Source organism: Bacillus cereus group sp. MYBK139-1 (assembly GCF_051916915.1).
GTDB classification, from domain to species: Bacteria; Bacillota; Bacilli; order Bacillales; family Bacillaceae_G; genus Bacillus_A; species Bacillus_A pacificus.
Window position 1 is genome coordinate 471,068 of sequence record NZ_JBQAHO010000001.1, and the last position, 21,365, is coordinate 492,432.

Here is a 21,365-nt window from a genome sequence, read left to right on the forward strand (position 1 = left end):
TTAAGTGAAATGGTAACCAAACCAAAGGAAAAATAAAATGATCGCTGTGTTAAATAGAGTAAAACATAACCCGATAATGGCTAAAATTTTTTTTCTCAGCTCGGCTACAAAAAGAGATCACCGCTAATAGGATCGCTATGACAGCGGAAGATAATATGAAGTAGGCGAAAGGCACGATATATTCTACTCCAACTCGGTCTAAAATAGGTGTGAAGAGAAAGAGATTAATAGTAATGAATATACTTACAAGAAGAAACGTATAACTTTTCCAAGTTTATGTTTTTAACTGCATGGAACGATACTCCTTTCTCTTTATTATTTATATTTTTAAGTTTAAATTAATTACCTTTATTTTACAAATTAAAATATTTTGTATTGAAAAGAGGGTATTAATATGAAAGTTAGAAATTGGCCTCTAGTTATGATTAGTATCTGTATATTCATAATAACCGGATGTTCAACTGGACTAGAAAATGAAGAGCAAAGAATCGAAGTGCAAAAAAATATTGGTGATAATGAATATGAAGATTTTAAGGTAGTGACAGATAATAATGAAGTGATGCAAGTAAAGAAAATATTAAAGGATACTACTTTTGAAAATAAAAAAGTGGAAATGTCTCGTCCAGCTGATTATCATTTTGTTTTTCAATTTAAAAATCCGAAAATAGAGGCGAAAGCTGTGTTGTATCAAATTTGGATAAGCCCTAATAAGGATAAAGTAGAAATCATCTCGGGTGGTAATCGGTACGCTCAATTAGAAGAAAAAAATGCAGCTACTTTGTTTCGGATTGTTACAGGGGAAAAGTTAGCTGAATAAACGTATATTGGGTTATAGGAATTCAGTTCATATTTTTCATTTTGAGAGATAATTAGTTTTCAACAATAATAGCTATCTTTTTATGTTGGAATAAACATTGAGAATCGGATAAAATGGAAATTAGACATTGGATTCATGCTCCTTGAGGTGTGCTTTAATCTACCAACGGATAATAAAACTAGGAAATATATTGTTTTTATAGAGATTCGATGTTATGTTTAATTTTCTTAATATAATATTTCCCTTATATAGGAGTGGCTATTTGAAGAAATTAATAGTATTAGTTTTATTGGCTACATGCTGTCTCGCTATTGCAGGATGTTCTAATAATAAGGTTACAACAAAGGATGAGTCTAAAAATTCAACACCTGTAAAGATTAAACGTATCAATAAAGCGTGGTACAAACATATATAATAGTTTAAAGGATCTTGAAATTGTTGATGATAAAGATTATAAGGTGAAATTAGTTAGGCTGATAGTAAACGTTGTGAAACCTGGTGACAAGCAGGAAGCATGGTTTGCATTTAAATTAATAAAATATGCGGCATTAAAATATTCACAAAAAAGAGTCTACATGTAGGTCATTTTTTGTGGATATTTTTCATAAATAAGAGATATTCTATGCTGCCTGTCTCTAACTTGGACCTTCTAAAAATTACTTTACTAGGTTAAAATGTTTATAGAGTTTCATTCTTCAAAATGCGATGGGTCCCATAATAACTTGATTGATGTGGTCCTTTTTCGCGTTATTTACCATCTTTATATATCTTTTTATTAAAAAATCTAACTTTAATAGATTAAATGAGATAAAATCTGGTTAAAACAATGAAATTTCAGGGAAAATAAGGTACACTATTCAATGGTTTTGGTTTAAAATCAATTGACGTTAATGTATACGGGGGAAAGATTGATGAACAACAATACAGTAAATGAATCTGTTGAAGAAGTTGAGAAAAAACGGGTAAGATCCAAAAAACGTTTTACAAATTGGAAGCTTATCGCAGCAGGTGGCGGAGTACTTGCACTTCTCCTTGGGGGAATGAGCTATTATCAGGCAACTCACTTCAATTCTAATGTTACGATTAATGATACAAAAGTCGGTGGTTTAAGCGCTGATCAGGCAATACAGAAATTAAAAACATCTGGATTAGCAAACAATGTTTATATTGATCAACAACAAATTTTAGATGAAAAAGAGACAAAGACGGAACTGACGGAAAAAGATTTGCCGCAAGTTAAGAAACTATTAAAAAGCCAGTGGACATTTTTCCCTTCTTCAAAGGAAAAAGAGTATTCATTGTTATCGAAAGAAGCGGATCAGTATCGTAGTGAAACGATGAAAAAACTTGTAGAAGAAAAGCTTGTTTCCATGAATGAAAAATTAAAAGCACCTCAAGATGCTATGGCGAAGCTTGAACAAGGAAAAATTGTAATTTCGAAGAGTGTTGATGGAAAACAGTATAACGTTGAGAGTTTACTAAAAGATTATGATAAACAGAAGCATAAAAGTGAAATTCATCTAAAGTCTGCATACATACAGCCTATTAAAGAAGACGATCCGATTATTAAAAAAGAAGAGAAAGCATTACAAAATCTTCTTACGCAGTCTGTTGATTATAAAGTGCAGGATGAAGTGTATTCGTTAAAAGCGAAAGATTTAATTCAAAATGCCTCTATGTCAAAAGATATGAAGGTGACAATCGATGCGAGCGAAATTAAGAATAAGGTTGCTGAAATTAATAAGGCTAAATCTACATTACATAAAGACTTCGCTTTTAAAACACATTCTGGTTCGGTCATTTCAGTAAAAGGTCAAGGATACGGCTGGGCACTAGATGTTGAAAAAGAGACAAAACAAGTTCAACAAGCCTTTGAGAAAGGCGAAAAATCACTTTCTGCTTCTAATATTCACGGAAATGGTTGGGAGAAGGAAGGAATCGGTTATAAAACAACATTGAATAATGGCATCGGAGACACATATGCAGAAGTTTCAATTGCAGATCAACAAATTTGGATTTACAAAGAGGGTAAATTAGTCCTCACAACAAATGTAGTAACGGGTAAACATAGCACAGGTGAAGATACATCACCAGGTGTGTGGTACGTTCTATACAAACGAACACCATATACGCTAAGAGGTAGCGCAGTAGGGAAAGCTGATTATGCAGTGAAAGTAGATTACTGGGTTCCATTCACAAATAGCGGTCAAGGATTCCACGATGCCGGCTGGCGAAAAGACTGGGGAAGTAATGCTTATTTAACAGGAGGATCAGGCGGGTGTGTAAATCTTCTCCCTAACGTTGCAAAAACTGTATATGATAGTTTGAACACATATGATCCAGTTATTGTGTACTAGAAAATAGCTACGTATTAAGAACTTAAACGAATAAATAAAGCATCTGATGGTACATGGAAAAAACACCTCTTGCATTCGCATACTAAGTGTGCAAATGTAATGGAGGTGTTTTTATTTGAAGACAAGAGTTCATTGCCTATAAGAAACAAATTGAAAAGAGATGGAGATGATAGGTATTTAAATAGTCAATAAAATTGACACTGAATATCATTTTCATTTATTATGGAATCGTCGTATGTAAATAGATATGATTTTCGTGAAAAAGTTTACTAATATAATAGATTTTTATTAAGGTGTCACATTCAAAAACTATCACTAATTTTTTCAAGAATTTAAAAGTAGGAAAGGGTAAAAGAAAATGAATTGGAAAAAAGGCGGATTATGGGTTATTATTTTTTTCGTTGTAAAAGGCACGATTTCTACACTTTTAATCGTTACAGGTGCTAAATATTTTGATTTATCATTTATGCAATTGTTCGGATTGATACTAATCTTATTAGTGATTTCACTAATAAGTCGAAAATTGCTGTATAGACATAAACAAAACAAAAAGCAAAAAGAGCTAAATATATAAGGAAGCCCCAGAGATCTTTGGATTTCTGGGGCTTTACTTATTCAATAGTGAGTTTTGGCTCCGTGATACGAATGGTATACCACATCAGTTTTATCGGTTGTAAATCAAAAGAAAGATATATTTACAAGGACTCTTAACAAGTCTTACGAACCCAAAAGTCTCTTTATTCTTTATTGCATTTCTGCCGCAGTTTATAGATACAAAGGCTTCAGGTCCTATACCTTTTATCATTTTAGGAATTACTTTTACAGTAACGGGACTATTGTGGTGTTTATTTGTTGCTTATTTCTCTTCCTATGTCACAAAAAAATTAAGAGGAAATCAAAAGGTAGGAATGATTCTAAATAAAGTAACAGGACTGATTTTTATTGGTATGGGGTTAAAGTTGCTTCAAACGAAGGCTCCCCAATAAACATGAATAATAAAAAATGCCCCCTTCAAGAGATGTTATCTTTGATTTAAGCTAATTTCTATATATTAAAAAGCTCCTTCAAATTTTGAAGGGGCTTTTTGCATGTTATTTTGGTTTATCTAAAAATTTATTTCATAGTGCATGATCTATTTTAATCAATTGTCATGTAAATATGTCCTCCAATGACAAGGTTAAATCCATTTATTTCGTCATCGTAGCTTCGTTATCTTGCGGTTACATTCCAAAATGCGTACAATAGCGTGCCTTCAAGGTTATACTGATGCTGGAGGTGATGCAAAGTGACATACGATTGGGAAATGAATTCGAAACAAACTAATTAACAATTAGATTCTTACAAGTGAATTCCATCAGTATACCAATTGGTTTATAAACAAATGCGGAAGTATCTTTCGGAAGATGAGCTTTTCATTAGCTAGAAGATTTTTAAACATCTAGTCTTCATTTTGAAACTAGAATCGATTTTATATTAGGTTTCGAATTTTTATGTGGTACAGATATTAGTTGAAAGATAGGAGTTGCCGGCTCTGACTTATATCGTAAAGTTGATCATTTAAAAAGATGGATTTAACGGGGGGATATTATGAAAGATAGCAAACATTTTAATTTTCACAAGCTTTGGCTAGGACAGTCTATAAGTTTATTAGGTACTCAGTTTACAATAGTAGCTTTGCCACTTTTTGCATTAGAGGTGTTACAAACAAGTGAAGCAAATGCTGCTATACTTCGTGGGGTTATATTCGTCCCTTATCTAATTTTCGGGTTAGTAGCCGGTGCTTTAATAGACATTTTCCATAGGAAAAATGTCTTGCTAATTTGTAGTATATGTCAAGGAATATTGTTTTTATCAGTATTCATACTGACTGTAACAAATATAATAACGTTCCCTTTACTGGTATTTATCATGTTTTTAAATGGAATATTCACCACGTTTTACAACATTGCCATTCCTTCTTTCTTACCGGAAATAGTAACAGATAAAGACAACTTAAAAAAAGCAAATGCTCAACTAGCACTTTCGGAGTCTCTTTCTATAGTAATTGGTCCTATGCTAGCTGGAATCGTCATTACTCTAGTCGGATTAACAGGATCGTTTACTGTTGACGCAGTAACGTATTTTGTTTGTTTTATGTTTGTATTATATATTTCAAAGTTTAAACCGCATACAGAGGGTTCTTTAAAAGACGTAAATATAAAATCCATATACGAAAACATATATGAGGGTTTGATATATTTCAAAAAACACCCTGTATTAGAGCCAATTGTGACATGTGGTGCTGTTTACGGTTTTTTTAAATACATATTAAATAGTATTTTAGTAATATTCCTTTATAAGGTAATGGGTCTATCTGAAATTGAAATAGGGTTTGTTGTAGGTTCAGCAGCGGTCGGATTTTTAATAGGTAATACGGTTCTCATGAAAAAAAGTCAACAAATTAATAATACAAAAATGCTTATTTATAGCGCTACTGTATCAGTTACCGGTTTGGCTTTTATACCAATAATGGGATATACGGGAACAGTTTACGGTATAGTAGCCGCAAGTATCATACATGGTATGGGAGAAGGTGTATTTGGCCCTTACGCTGCAACTATACGACAACTTGCCTCACCAAATCACATGCTGGGTCGAGTAAATGCTGTACAGCGCACGCTTAATTGGGGAGCCTGGGCATTGGGAAGTTTTACTAGTGCATTTTTAATTTCTATATTCGGGCTTCAAACTACGTTATTTATAGGAGGTTTCGGAACAACATTGTGTTTAGTGGCGTTGTTAAGACGAGGCGTATCAAAAGGAACTGACATTGAATATACGAGTTCATTTGAGAGGGGATGATTATGATGTATAAGGTATTAAAAGGAAATGACATAGAAAATAAACCACACATTTTATTTATAGGGGGATGGACAAAACCTATACAAGATGCATTAGATAGTGGGTATACTGTTTCGTATATAGGATCTTACGCTAAACACATATATTTTGATGGAGTTATCTTAGAAAAATGTTTCTATAAAAAAGAATTAGATATAACAAACATACCCTTATCTATATACTATGCTGAAGAATTATTTAAAGAGAAACCCTTTCAGGTGGTCGTATCTTTTAACGAAATAGCATTAGATACAGCTTGCGTAATTGCAAAGATTTTTAATGTTCAAGGGCCTTCTTACAATGCTAATATGATAACTCGCAATAAAGACATGATGCGTGAAATGCTAGCAGGTAAAGACTTTTCAATAGATTCGATAGTTTGTAATAACACTGAAGACATTAATGAATTTTTGAATAAAAAAGATAGTGTTATAATAAAGCTGCCGATTGGGGCAGGGGGTAAAGGAGTATATAAGCTAGACTCGAGAGATGACGTAGGGGTGTTTATTAAAGAAAATGGTATTCAACTACCTGTTTTAGTGGAAGAGTATATTGAAGGGGATGTAGTTTATACGGTTGAAACCGTTTCTTATAACAAAAAACATTCTATACTTGCTATATCAGCTGAAGTATGTAAAGAAGATACATTTATAATAAACTATACGATTATGCCGGCACCTATAGATGAATCTCAAAAACAATTCATTATGGAGAAAGTAATGTTATTTTTGGACGATATGCAAATGGAAAATGGCATTACTCATACAGAAATAAAGATAGACAAACACAATAAACCAATAATTATAGAGTCTCAAGTTAGAATAGGTGGTGGCAACATCTGGAATATGGTGGAACTAACAACTGGCATATCTCAATTTGGATACTATTATGATACGCTAGCTACTGAGACTATAGATGAATTTAGATGTCTACCTTCAAAATGTCAAGCTATGTCTTTAAGCTTGATTCCAAAACCAGGTTGCTTAAAAGAAATCAAGTATAAAGGATTAACTAACATATCCGAGGTCGTATTAATTGATGTAGTAGTAAAAGAGGGCGACACCATACCAACTATTGTAGATAGCACGCAACGCAAAGGGTCTATATTATTTACGGCTAATGATATAAAACATATGTACGAAGTTGCAGAGGAAATATGTAACAACATAACGTTTGTTTATAAGGATTTATCAGAATGGAAACCTTCTTTTAAAAAATATATGTAAAAAGAAATGTGGCAGATGACTGGTCTATATAACAAAGGATAATTTAAATCACATGTGTCTATTAACCAAAAACCGGATAAAAGTGTATTAGCTAGAGCTATGTTTTTTGATGAAAATGACGAATTTATATAACGAATCCTTCAAGGTCAATTACAATGAGCCGGTTTATCCTTAGTGGGACAAAAATCGGCTTTTTTGTATGAAAATGTGCTTAGTGTGGTTTTTGTTCGAAATACTGGAGGAATCCCATTGCTATCATGTAAACAAATATATTCTTCCCTCAAATGAAATTTTAGTTTGATAGCGACGAGCTACTGATTGTGGAAAATCTCCAGGCTTCTATTAGTTGATTAGTTGAAGAATTTGTTCCATAGCTCTTAAGGTATTGTAATATAAATAATCAAATCATCCTTCTGCCATTTATTTAAATGGCTCATTCTCTACATCTTATGAATTCCCTGAAAGTACTAAAACTACGCAAAATAAATAACCATCCTATGCAAGAAAGTTGAGGTAGCAAATAGCATATATTTTACTGAAAGGATGTGAATGAACTATGGAACGGCCGAATTGGGGAATTGGAGGATTAGTATTCGTTGGTTGCATGTTTCTTGGCGGAGGAGTGGGATCTATGTTAGGTAATGCCCAAACTGGATGGCTCATAGGAATGGGTGTTGGATTTCTTGGGATGGCTTTAACGAGACTGATCAGAAAGTAATATAACGGGGATTCTTAATATCGTAAGCACTCTATACATTACAGTTAGAACTTTCTCTTTTGTATTGGCCTTTTCTAAATTTTTTTCATACATAGATAGGATTTTCAAGTCGTAGGATGGCACCTTAGGGTGTATTTTTTATGCTTTCTAAAAATGTCTCACTATATAATAGACTTCGTTAGGTTCTGAAAATCTTTTTTGTAATAGAATAGATTCATTACCGTTTCAGACCTTTGTATTCATTCATAACTTAACAGTAAAAGGGGGGATGATGAAAGGTATGGCGTGTAATGATGAATTAATTTGTCAACAGTTTGCAAGAATTATCGGTGGCCAAGAAGGGTTTGCCGGTGGAAAATGTGTAGCAACAATAAATCGGGATGAAATAAGAGCAACAATCTTAGGAAAACGTTTTAGAGTAACAAGTTCCTTCTCATTCGAATCAAGAGATAATAAAACTGGACGGGCATTATGTCTAGGCCGGGTAGCGCTCTTACAAAAAGAAGTCAATGGATTTGTTGCTACTATTATTAAACAAGGGATAATTGTTTCGTCTATACACAATGAGTGGTTATGTGATGATCCAAATTTAATTTACGTTAATATTGAAGACGTTGATGATCCGCTAAGCTTCGCAAGGAAAGTTAGAAGAGCGTTATGTAGTTAACCAATTTTTTTAGTTAAATGAGCAATAGAAAAGGATCTTCAATTGAAAGATCCTTTTCTATTGCTTGTAAGTGATAGATTATGTTAATTAAAATATTTGGGATTATTAATGTTTTTTCAATGGTTTCACTAAATAGATGAAGGTTTTCATGAATTAAGTTTACTTGACTAGCAGGCGAGCGTATTTTTTGCACGAATCGATATAATAATCTCCATTTTTATTGTAGTGTCAGTGTCTTAGTAGAAAATAAATATATACGACAAATTTTGACAAAGAAAGGATTGTGTTTTTGTTATGCTATGAAAGTTATTAATTTGTAATGTATATATAGGAGGATTTTTAAATGTCAAAGAAATTATTATTATTTGCACTTATGAGTTTATGTGTAATTGCTTTAAGGGCTTGTAAAGGTAATGAAGAAAAATTAAAGGGCGCACCAGATGAGCAAAAAGTGGATGAAGACAAAAAAGTAGTAGAGGAAGAAAAAGGTAAACAAGAAGAGCAACAAAGAGTAGAAGAAGAGAAGCGTAAACAAGAAGAGCAACAAAGAGCAGAAGAAGAAAAACGTAAACAAGAAGAGCAACAAAGAGTAGAAGAAGAAAAACGTAAACAAGAAGAGCAGCAAAGAGTAGAAGAAGAAAAACGTAAACAAGAAGAGCAGCAAAAAGTAGAAGAAGAAAAACGTAAGCAAGAAGAAAAGAAAGCTCAGCAACAGCAGTCTACACAACAGGAGAGAACACAAAAACAAGAAAAACCAACACAAGCAACAGGTGGGAAACCAACAAGATCACAAATTTCAGTTGGTTCGCATGTAGTTATTCAATTGGATAATGATTATAGTAAAACTGTAAGTGGCGTTGTAAAAGACATTTTGACACATAGTGAAACACATACATACGGCATTAAAGTTCGACTACAAGATGGACAAATTGGCCGTGTTCAAAGTGTTAAATAATGAAAAAAAGATTTGACTACTTTTCAAAGAAATAAGAACTACAAAAACCGGTTCTTTCGTAAAGGAACCGGTTTTTTGTAGTGTTTTGTTGATGCCACCATACCTGTATCAAGTTATCACATACAAGGCAATAGATGTTTTTATAATTTGACATAAGAGGAACCGAACTTGGAGGGAGTACTGGAACCATATAATCAATACACTGATGGGCATGTTTGAGATATGGACCTATCCTCTCGTTCTAATCCACTAAAAAAAGAACTTCCCCATACCCATTAGACTACTAAGCATTCCAATTCCATTCATAGTGCCTTTTCCTACTGTAAGTAAGTTTCCAAGCATTCCTGGCTGACCGTAACCGCCGTTATTCCCCCATCCCATGGGACTTATCTGCCCTCCCCATCCTGGAGAGTTTCCGAAAATACCCCAGTTATTGCTATTAAATTTAAAAGCCTTAGCTGGCGGTGAGAGTAAGGCGGCAAGATGACCTTGTGCGAACATCCCTGTATGGTTGAATGGTTGAGCCCAGGGTAAGGGAGGTTTTTGAAAATTACCTGCATGGCCTGGGAATGGAGGCCAATTAGCGGGATGTCCTTGGGGCATCATCTCTGCATAATGGATTGGCTGATCCAAAGAGAAGGGAGGGGACTGAGGATGGAAAGCTGTATAATTGGCTGGTGAATCCGAACCAACTGGATAGAAGCGATAACTCCAATTCTCAGGAATCTTCAAATCATTCATTCCCTCAGCTGTAGCTATTTGGGGCTGTACATATAATGATGACATTGAATTTTGGTGATTATAATACTCCTGATTTCCTTTTGAATTCAAATACCGATATTGGTGCATAAGCTTATTCCCCTTACTGTAAAAATGTAATGTTAGACTTAGCCTATGTAATATTCCTTTTTATGGATGGTTACATAACTAGATTTACAAGCCTGTATTTAAAGGAATAGCTGTGGTCTTGTCTTGTTGAGTTATCCTGCTATTTGTGGGCAATAAGATAACTTCACCTCAAAATTCAGGCTAATTTAATTTCGGTTAACAAACGCGCTTATAAAGGTTTAATCAATAAAAAAAATTTTAAAATGTTAAGTTGGGCAAGTAGAATTGCGAAAAAGAGAATATCCATTCGAAGAGTATGGCAAAATACTGCAAGGGTAATGTATTCTTGTGCAGATATGTAAATGATTGAAATTAATCAATGGAATTTATAATGAAGGGGCAAATAAATATATGAGTGAAACATTACATAAAAGAAAACCACCATATGTAATGCTTGTAATCCTTTTTATTGGGGCATTTGTTTCATTTCTAAATAACTCGCTTTTAAATGTAGCTTTGCCATCAATAATGAAGGATTTAGACATTAAAGATTATTCAACGATTCAGTGGCTTTCTACAGGATATATGCTTGTAAGTGGGATATTAATTCCGGCATCAGCATTTTTAATAACCCGCTTCTCCAATAGGAGTTTATTTATTACATCCATGTTGATTTTTATTCTTGGTACGGCCTTAGCGGCTGTAGCACCGAACTTCGGTTTATTACTTACTGGCCGGATGATTCAAGCAGCAGGTTCTTCAGTCATGGGACCTTTGTTAATGAATATTATGCTAGTAAGCTTTCCAAGAGAAAAAAGGGGAACAGCAATGGGGATTTTTGGATTAGTTATGATTACAGCCCCAGCAATTGGACCGACACTATCGGGTTATATTGTAGAGTATTATGACTGGCGCTTGCTTTTTGAAATGATTTTACCGTTAGCAATCATAAGCTTACTGTTAGGGATTTGGAAATCGGAGAATGTCATGAGACAAAACAAAAATGCAAAACTGGATTATCTCTCATTACTATTATCTTCTGTCGGTTTTGGCGGTCTGTTATATGGATTCAGTTCTGCAAGCTCCAATGGTTGGACGAATAAAGTTGTCTTAACAACCTTAATCGTAGGCGCTATTGCCCTAATTGCTTTCATTATCCGTCAATTAAAAATGAATGAACCGTTATTGGATTTACGTGTTTACAAGTACCCAATGTTTGCACTTGCGTCTGTAATTGCAATTGTCAACGCAGTAGCCATGTTTTCGGGTATGATTTTAACACCAGCTTATGTACAAAATGTCCGCGGTATTTCACCGCTGAGCTCTGGGCTGATGATGCTTCCAGGTGCGGTAATAATGGGAGTTATGTCACCAATTACAGGTAAACTATTCGATAAATATGGCCCTCGGATTCTTGGTATAGTGGGACTTTCCATTACAGCCGTTTCAACTTATATGCTGGCAAACCTGCAAATCGACTCTAGCCACACACATATTATTCTTATTTATACGCTACGGATGTTTGGGATGGCGATGGTGATGATGCCACTTATGACAAATGGTCTTAATCAATTGCCAACTCGCTTAAATCCGCACGGTACAGCTGTTAATAATACAGCTCAACAAGTGTCCGGTTCAATTGGTACTGCTATTCTTGTTACAATTATGAATTCTGTAACAAAAACAAAAGCTGAAAGTCTAATGTCTGAATTAGATCCAACAACCTTCACAGAAGCTACGAAGGTAATAGTAACTCAGAAGGCTTTATTATCCGGAATTCAATATTCATTCTATGTAGCGCTTGGCATGAATGTTGTTGCACTACTATTAGTTTTTTTCGTTAAACGTGTAGATACAAGCCCGGAAGCAGTCGAGAGGTTAAATCGGTAGAGTGAAATAAACTCTACATAATGATTTCTACGAGTTTTTTGCTGCTCAGAAGCTGATAATTAAAATGGGAAAAGAATTGAAAGAAACAGTGAAATAATTACACATAGTGAAAAAAGGATCTGATCTTCATATCAGATCTTTTTTCATTAGAAATTATTGGCTTTCCAAATACTACAATCTTTAGTTTTCAATTTCTGATAAACATTATAATAATACGTTTCATTTTAATTTCGTATTTTTTCTGCAAGTTATAAATCTAATAGCAACAAACAACTTAGATTACCAACCTTATAAGCAATATCATAATCGTGAATAGTTAGGGAAAAGATAAAATAAGGTAATCAATTACATATCTTTATCCCAGGCGATTCATTGCTATGTTCTTTTTATTGACTGGGATATTTTATTTCATGTTTTTTTGAAAGGGTGTTTTTATAATGGATAAAAAAGTATCTGCCATTCCTCAGCCGAAAACATATGGACCGCTGGGGAACCTCCCATTAATCGATAAAGATAAACCGACCTTATCCTTTATCAAGATAGCGGAAGAGTATGGTCCCATTTTTCAAATTCAAACTTTAAGTGATACGATCATTGTCATTTCTGGACATGAACTGGTAGCAGAAGTCTGTGACGAAACAAGATTTGATAAAAGTATAGACGGTGCTTTAGCGAAAGTTCGTGCCTTTGCTGGAGACGGATTATTTACAAGTGAGACTCAAGAGCCTAACTGGAAAAAAGCTCATAATATTTTGATGCCTACATTCAGCCAACGGGCAATGAAAGATTACCATGCCATGATGGTCGATATTGCCGTACAACTCGTTCAAAAATGGGCAAGACTGAATCCGAATGAAAACGTAGATGTTCCAGAGGATATGACTCGCCTTACATTAGATACAATTGGTCTATGTGGTTTTAATTACCGATTTAATAGCTTTTATCGCGAGATCCCTCATCCTTTTATTACTAGCATGACCCGTGCTCTAGATGAGGCAATGCACCAATTGCAGCGGCTGGATATAGAAGATAAACTCATGTGGAGAACGAAACGTCAATTTCAACATGATATTCAATCCATGTTTTCTTTAGTAGATAATATTATTGCTGAACGTAAAAGTAGTGGGAATCAGGAAGAAAATGATTTACTTTCCCGTATGTTACATGTGCAAGATCCGGAAACTGGTGAAAAATTAGATGATGAAAATATTCGTTTCCAAATTATTACCTTCTTAATAGCTGGACATGAGACAACAAGTGGATTGTTATCTTTTGCAATCTATTTTTTATTAAAGAATCCAGATAAATTGAAAAAAGCCTATGAAGAAGTAGACCGTGTTTTGACAGATCCTACTCCAACATATCAACAAGTTATGAAACTTAAGTATATCCGGATGATTTTAAATGAATCGCTACGTCTATGGCCTACTGCTCCAGCATTCAGTCTCTATGCAAAAGAAGATACAGTGATTGGTGGGAAATATCCAATTAAGAAAGGAGAAGATCGTATTTCTGTCCTTATTCCACAGCTACATAGGGATAAAGACGCGTGGGGAGACAATGTGGAAGAATTCCAACCCGAACGATTTGAAGATCTGGATAAGGTTCCTCATCATGCTTATAAGCCATTTGGAAATGGTCAACGAGCATGTATCGGTATGCAGTTTGCACTTCATGAAGCGACACTCGTAATGGGAATGCTTCTTCAACATTTTGAATTCATCGATTATGAAGACTATCAGCTGGACGTAAAACAAACATTAACGCTAAAGCCTGGTGATTTTAAAATTAGGATTGTACCTCGAAATCAAAATATTAGCCATACTACTGTTCTTGCGCCTGTAGAGGAGAAACTGAAAAACCATGAAATCAAGCAGCAAGTTCAGAAGACTCCTTCTATTATTGGAGCCGATAATCTTTCGCTTCTTGTTCTGTATGGCTCGGATACAGGGGTAGCAGAAGGTATTGCAAGAGAGCTAGCAGATACAGCTAGTTTAGAAGGTGTTCAAACGGAAGTGGCAGCTCTTAACGATCGAATTGGAAGTTTGCCAAAAGAAGGAGCGGTTCTTATTGTAACTTCTTCTTATAATGGAAAACCGCCAAGTAATGCAGGACAGTTTGTGCAATGGTTGGAAGAATTAAAACCGGATGAGCTAAAAGGTGTTCAATACGCAGTTTTTGGTTGTGGAGACCATAATTGGGCTAGTACCTATCAGCGAATACCAAGATACATTGATGAGCAAATGGCTCAAAAAGGAGCAACAAGATTTTCTACACGCGGAGAAGCGGATGCAAGTGGTGATTTCGAGGAACAGCTCGAGCAATGGAAACAGAGTATGTGGTCTGATGCAATGAAGGCATTTGGATTGGAACTTAACAAAAACATGGAGAAAGAACGCAGTACTTTGAGTCTGCAATTTGTCAGCCGTCTTGGAGGATCTCCTCTTGCGCGAACATATGAAGCAGTTTATGCATCTATATTGGAAAATCGTGAACTTCAATCATCTAGCAGTGAAAGAAGCACGCGACATATTGAGATATCCTTGCCAGAAGGTGCAACGTATAAAGAAGGAGATCACCTTGGGGTGCTACCAATTAATAGTGAGAAAAATGTCAACCGAATTTTAGAACGCTTTGGATTAAACGGGAAGGATCAAGTCATATTAAGCGCAAGTGGGCGCAGTGTAAATCACATACCTTTAGACAGTCCTGTTCGTTTATATGACCTTCTTAGTTATAGTGTCGAAGTTCAAGAAGCAGCCACTCGAGCACAAATACGAGAAATGGTGACATTCACAGTATGCCCTCCTCATAAAAAGGAATTGGAATCATTATTGGAAGACGGAGTTTATCAAGAACAAATATTAAAGAAACGTATTTCAATGTTGGATCTTCTTGAAAAGTATGAGGCTTGTGAAATCCGATTTGAACGTTTTTTAGAACTTCTTCCGGCGCTCAAACCGCGTTACTATTCAATTTCAAGCTCTCCACTCATTGCACAGGATCGTATCAGCATTACGGTTGGTGTTGTAAATGCGCCTGCATGGAGCGGGGAAGGGACATATGAAGGAGTCGCTTCTAATTATTTAGCTCAGCGTCATAATAAAGATGAGATTATTTGTTTCATTCGAACGCCACAATCAAACTTTCAATTACCTGAAAATCCAGAAACACCAATTATCATGGTTGGACCAGGTACTGGAATTGCACCATTCCGTGGATTCTTACAAGCACGTCGTGTTCAAAAGCAAAAAGGTATGAACTTAGGAGAAGCGCATCTATACTTTGGTTGTCGTCATCCTGAAAAGGATTATCTTTATCGTACAGAACTAGAAAATGATGAAAGAGATGGATTAATCTCTTTACATACAGCTTTTTCTCGCCTAGAAGGATATCCTAAAACATATGTACAGCATGTAATAAAACAAGATAGAATCAATTTAATTTCGTTATTAGATAATGGAGCTCATCTTTATATATGTGGTGATGGAAGTAAAATGGCTCCTGATGTAGAAGACACCCTTTGTCAAGCATATCAAGAAATTCATGAAGTCAGTGAACAAGAAGCAAGGAATTGGTTGGATCGTGTGCAAGATGAAGGGCGATATGGAAAAGATGTTTGGGCCGGAATCTAAATTCTTCTTAATTAGATAAGTAATATTTCATTCACGAATTTCTTTCGACTAAGTATAACTTTGAACAAAATAAACTGATTTATAAATACCCTGTATTTTTTATTGAATATAGGGTTTTCTTACTTTTAAATAAAAGGGACGTACATGTTGATTCAAAATGCAATAATCTTTATGCTTTATATACACAACAAAGAACTTGCAGGGATTCCTACAAGTTCTTTTTAGTTTAAGGGTTGAATGTGGATTTGAAATAAAGAAACGATTTTTTGAGAGGAGAACAGTAAATGTTTATAAGAGCAGAAAGATTATTAATACGAAATTTTGAGTTCAAAGATTGGCAAGCTGTCCATGAGTATACATCAGATAGCAATGTTATGAAATACATACCTGAAGGGGTTTTTACTGAAGAAGACACGAGAAACTTTGTAAATAGAAATATGGGTGAAAATGCAGAGAACTTTCCTGTAATACTGGTAGATGAAAATATTTTGATTGGTCATATTGTTTTTCATAAATATTTTGGTGAGCATACTTATGAGATTGGGTGGGTATTCAATCCTAAATATTTCAATAAAGGATATGCTTCTGAAGCAGCACAAGCTACATTAAAATATGGGTTTAAGGAAATGAAATTACATAGAATTATAGCTACATGCCAGCCACAAAATACCCCATCATACCGATTGATGGAGAAAATTGGAATGAGAAGAGAAGGATATTTCAGGAAGTGTATACCCCATGGAAATGAATGGTGGGATGAATATTATTACGCTATTTTAGCAGAAGAGTAGTGTCTCAGAACGGATTGTTTAAAACAAAATCATAATTAAAATTGTGCTATCTTTTCAACCGAACACACAATAGCAACACCTCGCAAAGGAAGCAACCATTGGATAACAACTGAGGATGGTAATAAATCACAGGGGGCATTAGATAATTATCAAGAAGAAGGAATCAGAGTACACAACTGGTTTGTTGACGATAGTGTGGTTATTTATCATAGAACTGTTGCCACATTAATAAATACTTTAATTGAACACAGGCTTTCCCTGGATAAAATAATTGAACCACAATCAACTTTGGCAGGGATTGTGAAAATACAGGTGAAATTTCAATTGAGTGCAGGAATAACAACCGTACTCATTTAAGATATTACCTGCATTCGAATTGAAAAATATTGAAAATAGGGGTGAGTGAAAATGGCATATTTATTACAGGCTGATTTTCCGTTTGAAGGTCCTTTTGGTGAAGAAATGGAAAAAGCATTTTTGGATTTAGCAAAAAGTATTAATGAAGAAGAAGGATTCCACTGGAAAATATGGACAGAGAATGAAGAAACAAAAGAAGCTGGAGGCATTTATGTATTTGAAGAAAAACAAGATGCTGAAACATACGCTGAAATGCACAAGAACAGACTTGAAGCAGCTGGTGTTAAAGATATTAGAGTAAGAATTTTTAACATTAATGAAAAGTTAACGGAACTGAATCGTGGGTATATTAAATAATTCCGACAGTCGGAGCAAGCTTAAAAAGGAGGGGATAATCCCCTTCTTTTTTACTCTTAAATTGATGGTGAGGGGACTCACACAAAAAAATCCTTCGCAAAATTTGCGAGAGAAAAAGAGAGATAAAGGTATTTTAACCTTATCTCTCTTTTTCTATATTCATTTATTTTCAGGTAAGGAGTTGATTAGTTATTACTATCTTATAAGAACGTGAAGAAGTGTTGATGCCGGCTAGAACTGTTGTAAAGGTTGAAGGGGGAATCCAAGGAAATAGCAGAGATGCGCATGATGATTTGGCGCAGGGTTATGAATCCATCTTCTATGAAATCGTGGGATTATATAAGCATTTATTATCCTGGAGATTTTAAAATAAAACCTACCTAATTATAGAAGTGATTTGAACGTAAGGAAATTGTAAGAAATGCATAAGAAAAAAGAAATTTTTATTGTGTAGGATACAAATATAGAGAAGCACAAAAGAGGGAGGATAAATAGGATTTATTTATACGAAAACCAAACTAGTAATAAGCGCATTCTAAATAAAAAATCATTTATGGTACTAACGTACATGTGAAAAAGAGAGGTTTACCGTTTGTTACGACAGTATGGATAAAACCAGAATAGTAGTTTATGTGATGTTTGTAATTGAACAAATAAAAGATGAAATTGATCATTTATCTAAGGAGGCATTTTTTATGGAAAATAAATTATCTGGGGTGTTAGCCGCTACCTTAGCTCTAATGATGAGCCTACCAACAGGAGCGATAGCGTCTTCTAGCAGTAAGACTCCGGTTGTATCTAGCCAAGAAGTTGCTAGCAAAGATTTGGAGAAGATTGCTGCAGAGAATGCTGCACTGCTCACGAAGTCCTATGAGACGACTAGCGTACAGTATGCGCTGATTGATAATGGTAAACTTATTTTGTCAGGGCAGACAGGTAAGAACGACATAGAAGGGAAAGAACCACTAACCAAAGATACTCTATACGGAATTGGTTCAACCAGTAAAGTATATACGGCTGCTGCTGTTATGAAACTAGTAGACGAAGGAAAAGTTGATTTGGATGCTCCTGTTGCCCGCTATATTCCTGATTTCAAAATGAAAGATAAACGATATAAGCGTATTACACCGCGTATGCTGTTGAATCACTCCTCGGGTTTGCAAGGTTCGACGTTCAATAATGCATTTTCATTTAAAGATAATGATGCTTATGCCCATGATATCTTGTTGCAACAATTGTCCAACCAAAACTTGAAGGCAGACCCAGGTGAGTTCTCAGTATACTGTAATGACGGTTTTACACTGGCTGAGATCTTGGTAGAAAGAGTTAGTGGTATGAGTTTTACTAAATTTTTACATCAAAAGTTTACAGAGCCATTAGAATTGAATCATACGATAACATCGCAAGACAAATGGGAAGACGAAAAGCGGGCTGGACTGTATTCTCCGACATACCAGGGACAGCTTCCAAGTGAAATGGTGAATGTGATTGGTACGGGAGGAATCTCTTCTACTGCAGAAGATGTGGTGCGATTCTCACAAATATTTATGGGACAGGGAAAAGAAATTCTCTCTAATAAAGCGGTCAAGGCGATGGAACAAGAAGAATATAAAAAAGGAATATGGCCGGGAGATAGCGGAAATATGTTCAACTATGGTCTTGGCTGGGATAGTGTGAAACTATACCCATTCAGTGAATATGGGATAAAAGCGTTGACTAAGGGTGGGGATACGATACTACAACATGCTACATTGGTCGTGCTTCCGGAACAGAAGATGGCAGCAGCTGTATTGTCCTCCGGCGGCACCAGCATGACAAATCAACTGTTAGCAAACAAATTACTGCTAGCCAGGCTTAAAGAGAAAGGGACAATTAAGGATATAAAACCAGATAAATCCTTCGGCAAACCAGTCAAGGCTAAAGTGCCTCAAGACGTGGTAAAAAAAGCGGGTTTTTATGGAAATAGCCGCAGCCATTTCAAAATAGAAATTACGAAGAAGGGAGAACTGTTTTTACCAACTAAACCGGAAGAAAAATATGTATATACGGCGGATGGAAGCTTTATAAATGAGAAGGGTACTTCCAAGCTTAACTTCGTTACTGAGAAGAATGGAAAAGTTTATTTGAGAGAGAGCACATATGAATTATCGCCGGGATTGGGGCAAACTGTGCTGACTCAATATTTAGCCCAAAAATTAGAAAACAATGTGTTGCCGAAGAAAACAGCTGCTGCATGGGCGAAGCGCGAGGGCGGAAAGTTCTACCTTGTTAACGAAAAATTTAACTCTATAAATTATCTAGGACAACTAATACCTCTTAACACACAAATTACAACCAAGGATGGGTATTGGGACGGCAAAAAAATTACAGGTCCGAATACGGCGACGCATCAAATTCAGATTCCTGTGATGTATGGGCGGGATACGACGGAAGCTCATTTCTATACAGAGAATGATAATGAATATATGGAGATGGCCAGCTTTTTATACGTCAGTGAATCTAACGTAAAATCCCTTGATGCAGGTCAATTATCGAAAGTTACACTGCAAAAAAACGGGCATGCGAAATGGTTTACGATTCCGCAAGAGGCAGCAGGGAAAACGATGAATGTGGAGTTGCCATCAGGAAGTTCATTCGCGGTGTATGATGAGAATGGAGTATGCGTCAATTTTAGCGTTGTTAGTAATAATAACAAAGTGAAACTACCAGAGAACGGAACGGTTGTATTTGCTGGCGCACCGAACTCCGAATTTACAGTCGCATTGAACTAGCTATAACTCGGAATAGACTTCAATAAAACAGTACGATATGGAAAAGATATTTTATTTGTATCTTAAGTATTCCCTTAAATGATAGTACACTTAAATTCTTAGCTTAATAGCAATGGGATAGCACCACATGCCTATCAACTTAAGAAAATAAATCAACCCCATGTCCATCAAGCTAGTAAAAATAAATACCTAAAAAATAGTAAAATTGACATCCCCAGAGTAAAACTGTAAAAAATTATTGTTTAGGGGCAGCATAAACCTTAGTTTGATAGCGATATGGCGCTACTCATAAAAAAAGAAATAGGAGAGAATATCCTATTTCTTTTTATTAATATAATAAAATGTAATGAATAGATCCAAAGTAATGATAATAATTAGAAGTAACAAGTGTATAAGTGTATCAGTTTTCCCATTTAGTAAAAACTTTACAAAGAAATCCCATTCTGTTTCATAGGGGGATCTACCCAATTTCGTTGCAGTTCTAACACCATTCCATTTATGAAATAGAGAATGCTTAATAGAATCCTTCCCACAAATAAAGCAACTACTTTTATATTCCACTTCTTTATCAGGATTATATAAAGAAGTGGAAATAGTATAAGTATCCAAAAAACGATAATAAAAACTGTATTCATTAGTTTCTACCCCTCATGTTGATCATAAAGTTATTTATCCTGCTATTTGTGGGCTGATTAAAGTTTCACTTTATCTCTCCGTCTCAAAAAACTCAATCCACTCTCCATCAGGACCAGCGAAGAATATGTAACGTGTTCCATCTGGTAATGTTTCAATTTCCTCTCCTAGTAGGAAGGTTACGCCGTGTTTTTGTATTCTTTCAATTTCATCCTCTAATGAATCCACTTTAAAGCAAATGTGATGTACTTTTCCTTCTGCCGGAAGAGAAGAGTTGTAGCCTTCAATGAGTTCCAGTATCGTTTCCTTTGATTCTTCTACACCTAAAAAAGCGAGTTTTAAGTCTGGATTCGGGTGTCCCATACGTTTAATGAGTTGTAAGCCAACTACTTCTTCATAAAATGCGATAGATGTTTCTAGGTTTGCAACCATAAGTCCGACGTGTTCAATTCTTCTAACTGGCATGTAGATTCCTTCTTTCTG

15 protein-coding genes and 4 pseudogenes are annotated in these 21,365 nt (G+C 35.2%); 15 read left to right on the forward strand and 4 right to left on the reverse strand.

Features of this window, described 5'->3' with window-relative positions:
- A pseudogene (locus tag ACTFRS_RS02425) lies at positions 1-241 on the reverse strand (hypothetical protein).
- Between the two features lie 153 nt (positions 242-394).
- On the opposite strand from ACTFRS_RS02425, the gene ACTFRS_RS02430 reads away from it, so the two are divergent.
- The 9 genes and pseudogenes from ACTFRS_RS02430 to ACTFRS_RS02470 all read left to right on the forward strand — a co-directional run bounded on the left by ACTFRS_RS02430 (position 395) and on the right by ACTFRS_RS02470 (position 9,620).
- Positions 395-817, forward strand: a complete 423-nt coding sequence (locus tag ACTFRS_RS02430; RefSeq protein ID WP_139866080.1) for a hypothetical protein — start codon at positions 395-397, stop codon at positions 815-817.
- 911 nt (positions 818-1,728) lie between these two features.
- Positions 1,729-3,174, forward strand: a complete 1,446-nt coding sequence (locus ACTFRS_RS02435; RefSeq protein ID WP_440024365.1) for a L,D-transpeptidase family protein — start codon at positions 1,729-1,731, stop codon at positions 3,172-3,174.
- Positions 3,175-3,532: 358 nt separating this feature from the next.
- Positions 3,533-3,748, forward strand: a complete 216-nt coding sequence (locus ACTFRS_RS02440; RefSeq protein ID WP_318160580.1) for a hypothetical protein — start codon at positions 3,533-3,535, stop codon at positions 3,746-3,748.
- 109 nt (positions 3,749-3,857) lie between these two features.
- A pseudogene (locus ACTFRS_RS02445) lies at positions 3,858-4,160 on the forward strand (LysE family translocator); the annotation flags it as partial.
- A 601-nt stretch (positions 4,161-4,761) separates the two neighbouring features.
- Positions 4,762-6,015 carry an MFS transporter gene (locus tag ACTFRS_RS02450; RefSeq protein WP_440024363.1) on the forward strand — a complete coding sequence of 418 codons (1,254 nt, stop codon included), beginning with the start codon at positions 4,762-4,764 and terminating at the stop codon, positions 6,013-6,015.
- Between the two features lie 5 nt (positions 6,016-6,020).
- Positions 6,021-7,280, forward strand: a complete 1,260-nt coding sequence (locus ACTFRS_RS02455; protein WP_440024361.1) for an ATP-grasp domain-containing protein — start codon at positions 6,021-6,023, stop codon at positions 7,278-7,280.
- A gap of 556 nt (positions 7,281-7,836) precedes the next feature.
- Positions 7,837-7,998 carry a hypothetical protein gene (locus ACTFRS_RS02460; protein WP_033691926.1) on the forward strand — a complete coding sequence of 54 codons (162 nt, stop codon included), beginning with the start codon at positions 7,837-7,839 and terminating at the stop codon, positions 7,996-7,998.
- Between the two features lie 280 nt (positions 7,999-8,278).
- Positions 8,279-8,665, forward strand: a complete 387-nt coding sequence (locus tag ACTFRS_RS02465; RefSeq protein WP_116733364.1) for a DUF1259 domain-containing protein — start codon at positions 8,279-8,281, stop codon at positions 8,663-8,665.
- Positions 8,666-9,008: 343 nt separating this feature from the next.
- Positions 9,009-9,620 carry a YwbE family protein gene (locus ACTFRS_RS02470; RefSeq protein WP_440024358.1) on the forward strand — a complete coding sequence of 204 codons (612 nt, stop codon included), beginning with the start codon at positions 9,009-9,011 and terminating at the stop codon, positions 9,618-9,620.
- A 249-nt stretch (positions 9,621-9,869) separates the two neighbouring features.
- Here ACTFRS_RS02470 and ACTFRS_RS02475 read toward each other — a convergent pair whose 3' ends face one another.
- Positions 9,870-10,469, reverse strand: coding sequence for a hypothetical protein (locus ACTFRS_RS02475; protein ID WP_139866067.1), 600 nt, complete (start codon positions 10,467-10,469; stop codon positions 9,870-9,872).
- Between the two features lie 390 nt (positions 10,470-10,859).
- Here ACTFRS_RS02475 and ACTFRS_RS02480 point away from each other — a divergent pair, with 390 nt between their 5' ends.
- From ACTFRS_RS02480 to ACTFRS_RS02505, 6 genes and pseudogenes are all read left to right on the forward strand, one after another.
- A complete protein-coding gene (locus ACTFRS_RS02480; RefSeq protein ID WP_440024356.1) occupies positions 10,860-12,338 on the forward strand; it encodes a DHA2 family efflux MFS transporter permease subunit in 1,479 nt (492 codons plus the stop codon).
- Positions 12,339-12,775: 437 nt separating this feature from the next.
- The gene (cypD, locus tag ACTFRS_RS02485; RefSeq protein WP_242293812.1) at positions 12,776-15,973 is read left to right on the forward strand and encodes a bifunctional P-450/NADPH--P450 reductase; all 3,198 of its coding nucleotides are present in this window, start codon (positions 12,776-12,778) and stop codon (positions 15,971-15,973) included.
- Between the two features lie 284 nt (positions 15,974-16,257).
- Complete coding sequence (locus ACTFRS_RS02490; protein ID WP_139866064.1) at positions 16,258-16,764, forward strand: GNAT family N-acetyltransferase; 507 nt, start codon at positions 16,258-16,260, stop codon at positions 16,762-16,764.
- 48 nt (positions 16,765-16,812) lie between these two features.
- A pseudogene (locus ACTFRS_RS02495) lies at positions 16,813-17,073 on the forward strand (SAM-dependent methyltransferase); the annotation flags it as partial.
- Between the two features lie 99 nt (positions 17,074-17,172).
- Complete coding sequence (locus tag ACTFRS_RS02500; protein ID WP_440024354.1) at positions 17,173-17,478, forward strand: monooxygenase; 306 nt, start codon at positions 17,173-17,175, stop codon at positions 17,476-17,478.
- Positions 17,479-18,173: 695 nt separating this feature from the next.
- Entirely contained in the window at positions 18,174-20,249 is a 2,076-nt protein-coding gene (locus ACTFRS_RS02505; protein ID WP_440024352.1) for a serine hydrolase domain-containing protein, read from the forward strand.
- 315 nt (positions 20,250-20,564) lie between these two features.
- Here the strand turns inward: ACTFRS_RS02505 and ACTFRS_RS02510 are convergent.
- Positions 20,565-20,884: pseudogene (locus ACTFRS_RS02510) on the reverse strand (hypothetical protein).
- Between the two features lie 70 nt (positions 20,885-20,954).
- Positions 20,955-21,347 (reverse strand): VOC family protein, encoded by a 393-nt coding sequence (locus ACTFRS_RS02515; protein WP_001145272.1) that lies wholly within the window; start codon positions 21,345-21,347, stop codon positions 20,955-20,957.
- Positions 21,348-21,365 lie beyond the last annotated feature (18 nt).

What these genes read in the sequence shown, in the direction of transcription:
- ACTFRS_RS02465 (WP_116733364.1), top strand. Translation starts at nt 8,279, where the DNA reads ATGGCGTGTAATGATGAATTAATTTGTCAACAGTTTGCAAGAATTATC.
- ACTFRS_RS02460 (WP_033691926.1), top strand. Translation starts at nt 7,837, where the DNA reads ATGGAACGGCCGAATTGGGGAATTGGAGGATTAGTATTCGTTGGTTGC.
- cypD (WP_242293812.1), top strand. Translation starts at nt 12,776, where the DNA reads ATGGATAAAAAAGTATCTGCCATTCCTCAGCCGAAAACATATGGACCG.
- ACTFRS_RS02475 (WP_139866067.1), bottom strand. Translation starts at nt 10,469, where the DNA reads ATGCACCAATATCGGTATTTGAATTCAAAAGGAAATCAGGAGTATTAT.
- ACTFRS_RS02500 (WP_440024354.1), top strand. Translation starts at nt 17,173, where the DNA reads ATGGCATATTTATTACAGGCTGATTTTCCGTTTGAAGGTCCTTTTGGT.
- ACTFRS_RS02430 (WP_139866080.1), top strand. Translation starts at nt 395, where the DNA reads ATGAAAGTTAGAAATTGGCCTCTAGTTATGATTAGTATCTGTATATTC.
- ACTFRS_RS02440 (WP_318160580.1), top strand. Translation starts at nt 3,533, where the DNA reads ATGAATTGGAAAAAAGGCGGATTATGGGTTATTATTTTTTTCGTTGTA.
- ACTFRS_RS02515 (WP_001145272.1), bottom strand. Translation starts at nt 21,347, where the DNA reads ATGCCAGTTAGAAGAATTGAACACGTCGGACTTATGGTTGCAAACCTA.
- ACTFRS_RS02435 (WP_440024365.1), top strand. Translation starts at nt 1,729, where the DNA reads ATGAACAACAATACAGTAAATGAATCTGTTGAAGAAGTTGAGAAAAAA.
- ACTFRS_RS02450 (WP_440024363.1), top strand. Translation starts at nt 4,762, where the DNA reads ATGAAAGATAGCAAACATTTTAATTTTCACAAGCTTTGGCTAGGACAG.
- ACTFRS_RS02490 (WP_139866064.1), top strand. Translation starts at nt 16,258, where the DNA reads ATGTTTATAAGAGCAGAAAGATTATTAATACGAAATTTTGAGTTCAAA.
- ACTFRS_RS02470 (WP_440024358.1), top strand. Translation starts at nt 9,009, where the DNA reads ATGTCAAAGAAATTATTATTATTTGCACTTATGAGTTTATGTGTAATT.
- ACTFRS_RS02480 (WP_440024356.1), top strand. Translation starts at nt 10,860, where the DNA reads ATGAGTGAAACATTACATAAAAGAAAACCACCATATGTAATGCTTGTA.
- ACTFRS_RS02505 (WP_440024352.1), top strand. Translation starts at nt 18,174, where the DNA reads ATGGAAAATAAATTATCTGGGGTGTTAGCCGCTACCTTAGCTCTAATG.
- ACTFRS_RS02455 (WP_440024361.1), top strand. Translation starts at nt 6,021, where the DNA reads ATGTATAAGGTATTAAAAGGAAATGACATAGAAAATAAACCACACATT.